The sequence below is a fragment of the Agrobacterium sp. LR_9 genome, assembly GCF_041954855.1.
GTDB classification, from domain to species: domain Bacteria; phylum Pseudomonadota; class Alphaproteobacteria; order Rhizobiales; family Rhizobiaceae; genus Agrobacterium; species Agrobacterium leguminum.
In genome coordinates this window covers 1-11,986 of sequence record NZ_JAVAYA010000002.1, presented here as the reverse complement: position 1 = coordinate 11,986, position 11,986 = coordinate 1, and the positions used below count along the sequence as shown (strand labels likewise).

Below are 11,986 nucleotides of genomic sequence, written 5' to 3'. Positions count from 1 at the left end.
AATGAGAATTGTCGCGGGCGCTGACAGCGCCGGAAAACCCCTGCTGGATGCGGTGCTCGCCCATCTTTCCAGCAGGCAAGGGCTGACCGTCGTGGATCGAAGCCAGGACGGATTTTATGCCGATCTGGCCGAAGCCGTGGCCGGCAGCATCATCGCCGGTGAATTTGATCGCGGCCTCTTGTTTTGCGGAACCGGCATCGGCGTCTGCATCTCCGCCAACAAGGTGCCCGGCATCCGCGCCGCCTTGACCCATGATACGTATTCCGCCGAACGCGCGGCGAAATCCAACAACGCTCAGATCATTACCATGGGCGCCCGCGTGATCGGACCGGAACTGGCGAAAGCCATCGTCGACACCTGGCTGGCATCGGAATTCGATCCGAAAGGGTCTTCGGCGAAAAACGTGGAGGCGATCAACCGTCTCGATGCATGCCGGTAAGCCATAGGTGCGTGACGAGACCGGCCCGGCGAAGCTGATCGTTTGCATTGCTGGCGTCATCTGTGCTTTTGTCACGCGCAAACCCGCAGCACAGGGGCTCGAAAATGGCGAACCGAAATAGTGTCGATCATCTCGTTTTGCCGGTACAGTCTCTTGCCGTGGCGAAAGACCGCCTTGAGCTTCTCGGCTTCACCGTCGCTCCGGAGGCCCTCCATCCCTTCGGCACGCAGAATGCCTGCGTTTTCTTCGCGGACGGCACCTATCTGGAACCGCTCGCCATTGCTGACCCGGCTAAATATAATGACTCGGTGAACAGGGGCGACGTGTTCACCGGTAGGGATCGGGCCTTTCGGCAGCGTCATGGCGAGGACGGTTTTTCGGCACTGGTGGCAAGAAGCGAAAGCGCCATTGCCGATCATGACAGGTTTTCCGCATCCGGCTTCTCGGCAGGCGATATCTTTGAATTTTCACGGCCCGTGCGGATGCCGGACGGCTCACAGAGTGAGGCGGCATTCCGGCTGGCATTCGCAGCGAGCGGCGCGGCTTCGGATTTCTTTCTGTTCAGTTGCCAGCGATTGCTGGCTTTGCCGAGTGACCGGGCGGCGCTGGAGCGCCACGCCAATGGCGCTTCCGGTCTCAGCGAGATCGTTCTGTTTTCTGGCGGCGATCAGAACGCGGTCCGTCTGATCGAAACGGTATTTGCCTGTGAGGAGGAGATGTCTCCAGATGGAGATATTATTTTTGCGACCGGCAACGCGCACATCAGGCTGAACCAGAAACCGGCCTTCAGCGAAAGCCTGCCCAATTCTCCGAATGGCCTGCACGGCGCAGGCATCGTCTTTTCCGTTGACGATCTTGCCGTGACAGAAGCGGTGCTTGCTGCTAATGGCGTCTCCAGCGCAGAAGCGGACGGCCGTCTTGTGGTGTCCGCCGCGCCCGGTCAGGGCGTTGCATTCGCCTTCGAGGAAAAATGATGAGCGTTACGAACAATCTCAAAGTCACCGCCGGCGACGGCGCCAATTCGGTTTCCTTTTCCAACAGCGAGCGATTTTCTCTGATTGCCGGCCCCTGCCAGATGGAAAGCCGGGAACATGCTTTCATGATCGCCGGTGTCCTGAAGGAGCTTTGCGACAAGCTGGGGATCGGGCTCGTTTATAAGTCGTCCTTCGACAAGGCGAACCGTACGTCGCTTTCCGGCAAACGCGGCATCGGCCTTGACAGCGCTATGCAGGTTTTCGCCGATCTCAAGAAGGAATTCGGCTTTCCTGTTCTGACCGACATTCACACCGAAGAACAATGCGCCATCGTGTCCGAAGTGGTGGATGTGCTGCAAATCCCGGCCTTTCTCAGCCGCCAGACCGATCTTCTCGTCGCCGCCGCGAAAACCGGCCGCGTTATCAACGTCAAGAAGGGCCAGTTTCTCGCCCCCTGGGACATGAAGAACGTGCTGGCCAAGCTGAATGAGAGCGGCAATCCGAATGTGCTTCTGTGCGAGCGCGGCGCCTCCTTCGGTTACAACACGCTTGTTTCCGACATGCGCTCGCTGCCGATCATGGCTTCGCTCGGCGCGCCTGTTGTCTTTGACGCCACGCATTCGGTTCAGCAGCCGGGCGGGCAGGGCGGTTCCACGGGCGGCCAGCGCGAATTCGTCGAGACGCTCGCGCGGGCGGCGGTTGCTGTCGGTGTCGCCGGGCTCTTCATCGAAACCCATGAGGACCCGGACAATGCGCCGTCCGACGGCCCCAACATGGTTCATCTGAAGGACATGCCCAAACTGCTCGAAAAGCTGCTTGCTTTCGACGCCATCACCAAAGCCTGAGGCGCGGGGGCGTTACGGCGGGCACTGTTTGTGCCAATCGATTTTAATGGCGGGCGGGCCGTTTCTGCCGCCCGTCGTCATTGTAATTTCTTCGCCATCGTCTAAGACAGGCTACGGAAAATATCTGTTCCATTCCCAAGGGAGAGACCATGACTGCCATTACCGATATCATCGCGCGCGAAATCCTCGACAGCCGCGGCAACCCGACCGTTGAAGTCGATGTTTACCTCGAAGACGGCTCCATGGGCCGCGCCGCCGTCCCTTCGGGCGCCTCCACCGGCGCGCATGAGGCGGTTGAGCTGCGCGATGGCGGCAAGCGTTATCTCGGCAAGGGCGTGGAAAAGGCGGTCGAAGCCGTCAATACGGAAATCTTCGACGCCATCGGCGGTTTCGATGCCGAGAACCAGATCCAGATCGACCAGATGATGATCGCGCTCGACGGCACGCCGAACAAGTCGCGCATCGGCGCCAACGCCATTCTCGGCGTATCGCTCGCTGTCGCCAAGGCTGCCGCCGAAGCTTCCGGCCTGCCGCTTTACCGTTATGTCGGCGGCCCGAACGCACATCTTCTGCCGGTTCCGATGATGAACATCATCAATGGCGGCGCGCATGCCGATAACCCCATCGACTTCCAGGAATTCATGATCCTGCCGGTCGGCGCGGAAAACATCCGCGAAGCCGTGCGCATGGGTTCTGAAGTGTTCCACACGCTGAAGAAAGAACTGTCCGCACAGGGCCACAACACCAATGTCGGTGATGAAGGTGGCTTTGCACCGGGCCTCGAAAGCGCCCCTGCTGCGCTCGATTTCATCATGAAGTCGATCGAAAAGGCCGGTTACCGTCCGGGCGAAGACATGTATGTCGGCCTCGACTGTGCATCGACGGAATTCTTCAAGAACGGCAAATACGTTCTCGAAGGCGAAGGCCGCACGCTGGAATCGGGCGCAATGGCGGAATATCTGGCGGAACTCGTCGCCAAGTACCCGATCATTTCCATCGAAGACGGCATGGCCGAAGACGACTGGGAAGGCTGGAAGACGCTGACCGATCTCATCGGCAACAAGTGCCAGCTGGTCGGCGACGATCTCTTCGTCACCAACTCCGCGCGTCTTCGCGACGGCATCAAGATGGGCGTTGCAAACTCCATCCTCGTCAAGGTCAACCAGATCGGTTCGCTCTCCGAGACGCTGGATGCGGTCGAGACAGCGCACAAGGCCGGTTACACCGCCGTCATGTCGCACCGTTCGGGCGAAACGGAAGATTCCACCATCGCCGATCTCGCTGTTGCGACGAACTGCGGTCAGATCAAGACCGGCTCGCTTGCCCGTTCCGACCGGCTCGCAAAGTACAACCAGCTGATCCGCATCGAGGAAATGCTGGGCCCGCAGGCTGCCTACGCTGGCCGTTCGATCCTGCGCGGTTAATTCGCGTTCGGGTTTCTTGATGTGGCCCGCTGCCTGTCGGGCTCGTTTAAGCGGCGAGTGGTATGGTCCGCACTCCGTCACCCCGGACTTGATCCGGGGTCCAGCGCGATCAAGTCCTTGATCGCGAAAGACTCTTCTCACAGCGCAGACGCGCTGTGGCTGGATGCCGGATCAAGTCCGGCATGACGAGCGTTCTTTTAGCGTCTTTGCCAATCCAGCCCGCCTTTCGGCGGGCTTTTTAATGCCCATTTGCCAATCGCCCGTTAAGGTCAACGGATAGTTAAACAATCCGCCTTAGTCTCGAAACTCACGTTATGCGTTTTAAGGCTTCTCTCCGGCATGTGGACCAGACATCATAAAAAGAGACGATTCGGCCGTTTGATCGTTCCGGCCATCACGATCGCTTTTCTTTCCTATTTCGGCTATCATTCCATCCATGGCGACTTCGGCCTGCAGGCGACGGAGCGGCTGGAGCGGCAGCGTATCACCCGCACTGCGGAGCTTGCAAAGCTGACGCAGGCGCGTGTGGCGCTGGAGCGGCAGGTGGAATTGATGAGCGATGGCTCGCTGGAGCGGGACATGATCGACGAGATTTCCCGTTACCAGCTGAATATGTCCCGCACGGACGAAATCGTCATCATGAACACATATTTCTGATTAACCTGAATCAAGTTAATTTAACATTTCTGATTTATTCACAGCATCTTAGCGTGAATATGTGCCATGCGTTTAAAGCATTGCTGCATGGCATTTTCTTGCATATGGTACGCGCCACTCTATCCATTCAAATGGCAACTCAGGGAGGGATGAATGGCGCCGCGAAAATCAGCGACCGTATCCGGCCGCAAGACCACGGCAAAGGCTGCAACCGAATTCACCGGCAAGAACAGCCCCGACTTCTCCAAGGAAGACGAACTTCACGCTTACCGTGAAATGCTGCTCATCCGCCGCTTCGAGGAAAAGGCCGGCCAGCTCTACGGTATGGGCTTTATCGGTGGTTTCTGTCACCTCTACATCGGTCAGGAAGCCGTTGTTGTCGGCATGCAGATGTCGCAGAAGGAAGGCGATCAGGTCATCACCGCCTATCGCGACCATGGCCACATGCTGGCTCTGGGCATGAGCGCGCGTGGCGTCATGGCCGAATTGACCGGCCGCCGCGGCGGTCTGTCGAAAGGCAAGGGCGGCTCCATGCACATGTTCTCCAAGGAGAAGCATTTCTATGGCGGCCACGGCATCGTCGGCGCTCAGGTTTCGCTTGGAACCGGTCTTGCTTTCGCCAACAAATATCGCGGCAACGACAATGTCTCCGTGACCTATTTCGGCGATGGCGCGGCCAACCAGGGCCAGGTCTATGAGAGCTTCAACATGGCTGCTCTCTGGAAACTGCCGATCATCTATATCGTTGAAAACAACCGTTACGCCATGGGCACCTCGACCGCCCGCGCCACGGCCCAGTCGAACTATTCGCTGCGTGGCCAGTCCTTCGGAATTCCCGGCGTTCAGGTGGATGGCATGGATGTGCGCGCCGTCAAGGCCGCAGCCGACCAGGCACTGGAACATTGCCGCTCCGGCAAGGGTCCGATCATTCTGGAAATGCTGACCTACCGTTACCGTGGTCACTCCATGTCCGACCCGGCGAAATACCGTTCCAAGGATGAAGTGCAGAAGATGCGCTCCGAACATGACCCGATCGAGCAGGTCAAGGCACGGCTTCTGGAGCAGGGCTGGGCAAGCGAAGACGAACTCAAGGCCATCGACAAGGATGTCCGTGATATCGTTGCCGATAGCGCCGACTTCGCCCAGAACGACCCAGAGCCGGATGTATCCGAGCTTTACACCGACATTCTGCTCTGATCGGGAAAGGGAAACCAATGCCAGTAGAAATTCTTATGCCCGCCCTTTCTCCGACCATGGAGGAAGGCACGCTTTCCAAATGGCTTAAAAAGGAAGGCGACAAGGTTACATCCGGTGACGTGATCGCCGAGATCGAGACCGACAAGGCGACCATGGAAGTGGAAGCTGTGGATGAAGGCGTCATCGGCAAGCTGCTGATCGAGGCTGGCACCGAAGGCGTCAAGGTCAACACGGCAATCGCCGTTCTCCTTCAGGACGGCGAAAGCGCCGACGACATTTCTTCCTCCGCGAAGAAAGAAGAGCCGAAGGCCGAAGCCGCAAATTCCGATTCGGATGCGGCCGGCGGCAAGACCCGCGAAGCGACCGAGGAGCCGAGCGCTGCCAAGGAAGCCGCCAAGGTTCCGGCAGCACCGAAGATCGAAGCCGCAGCCGATCCGGATATTCCGGCAGGCACGGAAATGGTGATGACGACGGTGCGTGAAGCGCTGCGCGACGCCATGGCCGAAGAAATGCGCGCCGACGAAAAAGTCTTCGTCATGGGTGAAGAAGTCGCCGAATATCAGGGCGCCTACAAGATCACTCAAGGGTTGCTGCAGGAATTCGGCGAGCGTCGCGTTATCGACACCCCGATCACCGAGCATGGCTTTGCCGGTATCGGCGTCGGTGCGGCGATGACGGGCCTGCGGCCTATCGTCGAATTCATGACCTTCAACTTTGCCATGCAGGCGATCGACCAGATCGTCAACTCGGCGGCGAAGACGCTTTACATGTCGGGTGGCCAGATGGGCGCGCCGATGGTGTTCCGTGGCCCCTCGGGTGCCGCTGCCCGCGTCGGCGCACAGCATTCGCAATGTTACGCCGCATGGTACAGCCATATTCCGGGCCTCAAGGTGGTCATGCCTTACACGGCAGCCGACGCCAAGGGTCTGCTGAAGGCGGCTATCCGCGATCCGAACCCGGTCATCTTCCTCGAGAATGAAATTCTCTACGGCCAGAGCTTCGAAGTGCCGAAGCTCGATGATTTCGTGCTGCCTATCGGCAAGGCGCGCATTCACCGCAAGGGCAAGGATGCGACCATCGTTTCCTTCGGCATTGGCATGACCTATGCCATCAAGGCCGTTGCGGAACTCGAAAAGCTCGGCATCGATGTCGAACTGATCGACCTGCGCACCATCCGTCCGATGGATCTGCCCACCGTCATCGAATCGGTCAAGAAGACCGGTCGTCTGGTCACCGTCGAGGAAGGTTTCCCGCAGTCATCGGTCGGTGACTTCATCGCCAACCAGGTGATGCGCGCCGCTTTCGACTATCTCGATGCGCCAATCCTGACGATTGCCGGCAAGGACGTTCCGATGCCTTACGCGGCAAACCTCGAAAAGCTGGCTCTGCCCAACGTCGATGAAGTCGTTCAGGCCGTCAAAACCGTCTGCTACAAGTAAGGGGAGGCGTTTCGATGCCGATAAACATCACCATGCCTGCCCTTTCTCCTACGATGGAAGAGGGCAATCTGGCCAAGTGGCTGGTCAAGGAAGGCGACAAGGTCGCTCCCGGTGACGTGATCGCCGAGATCGAGACCGACAAGGCGACCATGGAAGTGGAAGCCGTCGACGAAGGCACCGTTGCCAAGCTGGTCGTTCCGGCCGGCACGGAAGCCGTCAAGGTCAACGCCCTCATTGCAATCCTCGCCGCCGATGGCGAGGATGTTGCCGAGGCGGCAAAGGGCGGCGCTGCCGCTCCCGCGAAGGCCGAGGCTCCGAAGCAGGAAGCTGCAAAGGCTGAAGCGCCGAAGGAAGAACCTGCCCCGGCCAATGCTGAAAAGCCCGTGGCCGATCAGGCTGTCGCATCGTCCACGCCGGCTCCGGTCGCAAAGTCCGGCGAGCGCATCTTCGCTTCGCCGTTGGCACGTCGTCTCGCCAAGGAAGCCGGTCTCGACCTCACGGCCGTCTCCGGTTCCGGCCCGCATGGCCGTATCGTCAAGACCGACGTGGAAAAGGCTGCCGCTTCCGGCGGTGCGAAGGCCGCACCAGCTGCTGCCGCATCCGCAGGCGCACCGGCTCCGGCCCTCGCTAAGGGCCAGTCGGACGAAGCCGTTCTCAAGCTGTTCGAACAGGGTTCTTACGAGCTCGTGCCGCATGACGGCATGCGCAAGGTGATTGCCAAGCGTCTGGTTGAATCAAAGCAGACCGTTCCGCATTTCTACGTTTCTGTCGATTGCGAACTGGATACGCTTCTGGCGCTGCGTGCCCAGCTTAACGCCGCTGCCCCTGAAAAGGACGGCAAGCCAGCCTACAAGCTGTCGGTCAACGATATGGTCATCAAGGCGCTGGCGCTGGCGCTTCGTGACGTGCCTGACGCCAACGTCTCCTGGACGGAAAGCGCCATGGTCAAGCACAAGCATTCGGATGTCGGCGTTGCCGTTTCCATTCCGGGTGGCCTGATCACGCCGATCATCCGCAAGGCGGAAGAGAAGTCGCTCTCCACCATCTCCAACGAGATGAAGGACTACGGCAAGCGCGCCAAGGAGCGCAAGCTGAAGCCCGAGGAATATCAGGGCGGCACGACCGCCGTGTCCAACATGGGCATGATGGGCGTCAAGAGCTTCTCCGCCGTCATCAACCCGCCGCATGCCACCATTCTGGCAGTCGGCGCGGGTGAAGAACGCGCGGTCGTCAAGAACGGCGAGATCAAGATCGCTAACGTCATGACCGTCACGCTCTCCACCGACCATCGTTGCGTCGATGGCGCGCTCGGAGCCGAACTGATCGGCGCCTTCAAGCGCTACATCGAAAACCCGATGGGCATGCTGGTTTGATCGGAGAGTGACATGGTGAAGTCGGTCCTCTGCTTTGGCGATTCCCTGACATGGGGATCGAACGCGGAAACGGGTGGCCGGCATAGCCATGACGATCTCTGGCCGAGCGTCTTGCAAAAGGCGCTTGGCCCTGACGTGCATGTCATCCACGAAGGTCTTGGCGGTCGCACCACCGCCTATGACGACAATACCGCGGATTGCGACCGCAACGGTGCGCGGATTCTTCCGACGTTGTTGCACAGCCATGCGCCTCTTGATCTGGTGATTATCATGCTTGGCACCAACGACATGAAACCGGCGATCCATGGGTCGGCGATTGTTGCCATGAAGGGCGTCGAGCGGCTGGTGAAGCTCACGCGCAACCACATCTGGCAGGTGCCGGACTGGGAAGCGCCCGATGTGCTGATCGTCGCTCCGCCGCAGCTTTGCGAGACGGCAAATCCTTTCATGGGCGCGATCTTTCGTGATGCGATCGATGAATCGGCAATGCTGGCGTCCGTTTATCGGGATCTGGCCGACGAGCTCGATTGCGGCTTTTTCGATGCGGGCTCCGTGGCGCGCACGACGCCGGTGGATGGCGTTCATCTCGATGCTGAAAACACGCGGGCCATCGGGCGCGGGCTGGAGCCCGTCGTCCGCATGATGCTCGGACTTTAAGAACAATTCCCGGTCGTGGCGCTGCTCGCGACCCGATAGGACAAGGCAGGAAAACAATGGCTCAATCTTATGACGTCATCATCATCGGTTCGGGACCGGGCGGTTACATAGCCGCGATCCGCGCAGCCCAGCTCGGCATGAAGGTTGCCGTCGTGGAGCGCGAGCATCTGGCCGGTATCTGCTCCAACTGGGGCTGCATTCCCACGAAGGCCCTGCTGCGCACCGCCGATGTCATGCACACCGCCACCCACGCCAAGGATTACGGCCTGACGCTGGAAGGCTCGATCAAGCCTGACGTCAAGGCAATCGTGGCGCGCTCGCGCGGCATTGCAGCGCGCATGAACAATGGCGTCGGTTTCCTGTTCAAAAAGAACAAGGTCGACATCATCTGGGGTGAAGCAAAGATCACCAAGCCGGGCGAAATCGTTGTCGGCAAGTCCACCAAGCCGGTGGTTCAGCCGCAGGGTCCCGTGCCGAAGAACACGCTCGGCGAGGGCACCTACACTGCCAAGCACATCATCGTCGCCACAGGCGCCCGCCCGCGCGCGCTGCCCGGCATCGAGCCCGATGGCAAGCTGATCTGGACCTATTTCGAGGCAATGAAGCCCGAAGAACTGCCGAAGTCCCTGCTCGTCATGGGCTCGGGCGCCATCGGCATCGAATTCGCCAGCTTCTACCGCACCGTGGGCGTCGACGTCACCGTCGTCGAGATCATGAGCCAGGTCATGCCGGTCGAGGATGCGGAAATCTCCACCTTCGCCAAGAAGCAGCTCGAAAAGCAGGGCATGAAAATTCACCTTGAAACCAAGGTTTCCAAGGTTGAGAAAGGCGCGAACTCCATTACCGCGACGCTTGAGAAGAAGGACGGTTCTTCTGAAAAGATCACGGCTGATCGCATGATCTCGGCTGTCGGCGTCGTCGCCAATATCGAAGGTATCGGCCTTGAGGCTGCTGGCGTGAAGACCGATCGCGGCTTCATCGTCATCGACGGTTACGGCAAGACCAACGTGCCTGGCATCTACGCCATCGGTGATGTCGCCGGCCCGCCGCTGCTCGCCCACAAGGCCGAGCACGAAGCTGTCATCTGCGTCGAAAAGATCGCCGGTCTGCCGAATGTGCATCCGATGGACAAGCTCAAGATTCCGGGCTGCACCTATTGCAATCCGCAGGTCGCCTCGGTGGGCCTGACCGAAGCCAAGGCCAAGGAGCAGGGTCGCGACATCCGCGTTGGCCGCTTCTCCTTTGCGGCAAACGGCAAGGCGGTTGCGCTCGGCGAAGATCAGGGCATGGTCAAGACCATCTTCGACAAGAAGACGGGTGAGCTGCTTGGCGCGCATATGGTCGGTGCGGAAGTGACCGAACTCATTCAGGGCTTCGTTGTTGCGATGAACCTCGAGACCACTGAAGAAGACCTGATGCACACGATCTTCCCGCATCCGACCATTTCGGAATCGATGAAAGAAAGCGTGCTTGACGCCTATGGGCGTGTGCTGAACGCATAAGTGCTCCGTGATACCCGGCATTGTCTAACCATGCCGGGTGTCCCATATGTCTCGATGCAGGCTCCTTAAAAGGGGCTGGTTCTTTCAGGGAGCGTGGGAATGGAAAGTGTAGGCTGGATTGCAGCAATCATCATCGGCGGTCTCGCCGGCTGGCTTGCGGGCAAGCTCATGGATATGCGCTTCGGCATTTTCATGAACATCGTCCTTGGCATTGTCGGTTCGGTGGTCGCTGTCGCCGTGCTGCGAACCTTCGATGTTTTCGTGCAGGACAGCAGGCTCGGCTATTTCGTCACCTCGTTCCTCGGCGCCAGCCTTTTGCTGTTTCTGGCGAAGCTAGTACGGCGCTGACAGGCTTCGTGGCCGGAAGGGGCTTACGCTTTTTCTGGAATTGTTCTAAAGCATCGGGCCAACAGATGTTTAGGTCGCCAGGGGCGATGGAAGCAGGTTTTTAATGGTCACTATTCTCGACAGGACGTCGTCCGACGAAAAGCGCATTCGCCACCCGGAAAAGGCGCATAAGCCCGATACCGAGGTCATGCGCAAGCCGGAATGGATCCGCGTCAAGGCGCCGACCTCCAAGGGCTATCACGAGACGCGTGAACTGGTGCGTTCGCACAAGCTGGTGACGGTGTGCGAGGAAGCCGGCTGTCCGAATATCGGCGAGTGCTGGGACAAGAAGCACGCGACCTTCATGATCATGGGTGAAATCTGCACCCGCGCCTGCGCCTTCTGCAATGTCGCGACCGGCAAGCCCAATCCGCTGGATATGAACGAGCCGGAGAACGTCGCCAAGGCCGTCAAGCAGATGGGCCTTTCTCACGTCGTCATCACTTCGGTTGACCGTGACGATCTCGCCGATGGCGGTGCTGAACATTTCGAAAAGGTGATCTGGGCGATCCGCGCCGCTTCTCCGACGACGACCATCGAAATCCTCACGCCCGACTTCCTGAAGAAGCCCGGCGCGCTGGAGCGTGTCGTGGCCGCCAAGCCCGATGTCTTCAACCACAATATGGAAACCGTTCCGGGCAATTACCTCACGGTTCGCCCCGGCGCGCGCTATTTCCACTCCGTGCGCCTCTTGCAGCGGGTGAAGGAACTCGATCCCACCATGTTCACCAAGTCGGGCATCATGGTCGGTCTCGGTGAAGAGCGCAACGAAGTGCTGCAGCTGATGGACGACCTGCGCAGCGCCGATGTGGACTTCCTGACCATCGGTCAGTATCTGCAGCCGACCCGCAAGCACCACAAGGTCGAGGCCTTCGTGACGCCGGAAGAGTTCAAGTCCTATGAGACGGTGGCTTACACCAAGGGCTTCCTGATGGTGTCGTCGAGCCCGCTGACCCGCTCCTCGCACCATGCCGGAGACGATTTCGAGCGCCTGCGTGCGGCCCGCGAAAAGAAGCTGCTGGCAGCTGCGGAGTAAGGGACAAAGGTTCGGCAACATAGGTTGCTGCATCGGGCGATATACGCTCTCTCCAC

The 11,986-nt window shown here is 59.4% G+C and carries 12 protein-coding genes; all 12 read left to right on the top strand.

The window, feature by feature from the left end:
• Position 1: 1 nt before the first annotated feature.
• The 12 genes from RAC79_RS02435 to lipA all read left to right on the top strand — a co-directional run bounded on the left by RAC79_RS02435 (position 2) and on the right by lipA (position 11,930).
• Complete coding sequence (locus RAC79_RS02435; RefSeq protein ID WP_080856311.1) at positions 2-439, top strand: RpiB/LacA/LacB family sugar-phosphate isomerase; 438 nt, start codon at positions 2-4, stop codon at positions 437-439.
• Positions 440-543: 104 nt separating this feature from the next.
• Positions 544-1,413: a VOC family protein gene (locus tag RAC79_RS02430; RefSeq protein WP_174039116.1), complete on the top strand. Its 870-nt coding sequence runs from the start codon at positions 544-546 to the stop codon at positions 1,411-1,413.
• Positions 1,413-2,258, top strand: coding sequence for a 3-deoxy-8-phosphooctulonate synthase (gene kdsA / locus RAC79_RS02425; protein WP_080856313.1), 846 nt, complete (start codon positions 1,413-1,415; stop codon positions 2,256-2,258). The genes RAC79_RS02430 and kdsA overlap by 1 nt, the downstream gene beginning before the upstream one ends.
• A 149-nt stretch (positions 2,259-2,407) precedes the next feature.
• Positions 2,408-3,682 carry a phosphopyruvate hydratase gene (eno, locus tag RAC79_RS02420; protein WP_174039117.1) on the top strand — a complete coding sequence of 425 codons (1,275 nt, stop codon included), beginning with the start codon at positions 2,408-2,410 and terminating at the stop codon, positions 3,680-3,682.
• 339 nt (positions 3,683-4,021) lie between these two features.
• Entirely contained in the window at positions 4,022-4,339 is a 318-nt protein-coding gene (locus RAC79_RS02415; protein WP_003502598.1) for a septum formation initiator family protein, read from the top strand.
• Between the two features lie 153 nt (positions 4,340-4,492).
• On the top strand, positions 4,493-5,536 hold the full coding sequence (pdhA, locus tag RAC79_RS02410) for a pyruvate dehydrogenase (acetyl-transferring) E1 component subunit alpha (RefSeq protein ID WP_065653902.1): 1,044 nt from the start codon (positions 4,493-4,495) through the stop codon (positions 5,534-5,536).
• 17 nt (positions 5,537-5,553) lie between these two features.
• Positions 5,554-6,975 carry a pyruvate dehydrogenase complex E1 component subunit beta gene (locus RAC79_RS02405; RefSeq protein ID WP_142845821.1) on the top strand — a complete coding sequence of 474 codons (1,422 nt, stop codon included), beginning with the start codon at positions 5,554-5,556 and terminating at the stop codon, positions 6,973-6,975.
• 14 nt (positions 6,976-6,989) lie between these two features.
• Entirely contained in the window at positions 6,990-8,348 is a 1,359-nt protein-coding gene (locus tag RAC79_RS02400) for a pyruvate dehydrogenase complex dihydrolipoamide acetyltransferase (RefSeq protein WP_142845822.1), read from the top strand.
• Positions 8,349-8,360: 12 nt separating this feature from the next.
• On the top strand, positions 8,361-9,005 hold the full coding sequence (locus tag RAC79_RS02395) for an SGNH/GDSL hydrolase family protein (RefSeq protein WP_142845823.1): 645 nt from the start codon (positions 8,361-8,363) through the stop codon (positions 9,003-9,005).
• Positions 9,006-9,061: 56 nt separating this feature from the next.
• Complete coding sequence (lpdA, locus tag RAC79_RS02390; protein WP_374996854.1) at positions 9,062-10,507, top strand: dihydrolipoyl dehydrogenase; 1,446 nt, start codon at positions 9,062-9,064, stop codon at positions 10,505-10,507.
• Between the two features lie 99 nt (positions 10,508-10,606).
• Entirely contained in the window at positions 10,607-10,855 is a 249-nt protein-coding gene (locus RAC79_RS02385) for a GlsB/YeaQ/YmgE family stress response membrane protein (RefSeq protein WP_042619429.1), read from the top strand.
• A gap of 103 nt (positions 10,856-10,958) precedes the next feature.
• A complete protein-coding gene (gene lipA / locus RAC79_RS02380) occupies positions 10,959-11,930 on the top strand; it encodes a lipoyl synthase (RefSeq protein ID WP_078053954.1) in 972 nt (323 codons plus the stop codon).
• Positions 11,931-11,986: the final 56 nt, after the last annotated feature.

What these genes read in the sequence shown, in the direction of transcription:
- RAC79_RS02435 (WP_080856311.1), top strand. Translation starts at nt 2, where the DNA reads ATGAGAATTGTCGCGGGCGCTGACAGCGCCGGAAAACCCCTGCTGGAT.
- RAC79_RS02430 (WP_174039116.1), top strand. Translation starts at nt 544, where the DNA reads ATGGCGAACCGAAATAGTGTCGATCATCTCGTTTTGCCGGTACAGTCT.
- kdsA (WP_080856313.1), top strand. Translation starts at nt 1,413, where the DNA reads ATGAGCGTTACGAACAATCTCAAAGTCACCGCCGGCGACGGCGCCAAT.
- eno (WP_174039117.1), top strand. Translation starts at nt 2,408, where the DNA reads ATGACTGCCATTACCGATATCATCGCGCGCGAAATCCTCGACAGCCGC.
- RAC79_RS02415 (WP_003502598.1), top strand. Translation starts at nt 4,022, where the DNA reads ATGTGGACCAGACATCATAAAAAGAGACGATTCGGCCGTTTGATCGTT.
- pdhA (WP_065653902.1), top strand. Translation starts at nt 4,493, where the DNA reads ATGGCGCCGCGAAAATCAGCGACCGTATCCGGCCGCAAGACCACGGCA.
- RAC79_RS02405 (WP_142845821.1), top strand. Translation starts at nt 5,554, where the DNA reads ATGCCAGTAGAAATTCTTATGCCCGCCCTTTCTCCGACCATGGAGGAA.
- RAC79_RS02400 (WP_142845822.1), top strand. Translation starts at nt 6,990, where the DNA reads ATGCCGATAAACATCACCATGCCTGCCCTTTCTCCTACGATGGAAGAG.
- RAC79_RS02395 (WP_142845823.1), top strand. Translation starts at nt 8,361, where the DNA reads ATGGTGAAGTCGGTCCTCTGCTTTGGCGATTCCCTGACATGGGGATCG.
- lpdA (WP_374996854.1), top strand. Translation starts at nt 9,062, where the DNA reads ATGGCTCAATCTTATGACGTCATCATCATCGGTTCGGGACCGGGCGGT.
- RAC79_RS02385 (WP_042619429.1), top strand. Translation starts at nt 10,607, where the DNA reads ATGGAAAGTGTAGGCTGGATTGCAGCAATCATCATCGGCGGTCTCGCC.
- lipA (WP_078053954.1), top strand. Translation starts at nt 10,959, where the DNA reads ATGGTCACTATTCTCGACAGGACGTCGTCCGACGAAAAGCGCATTCGC.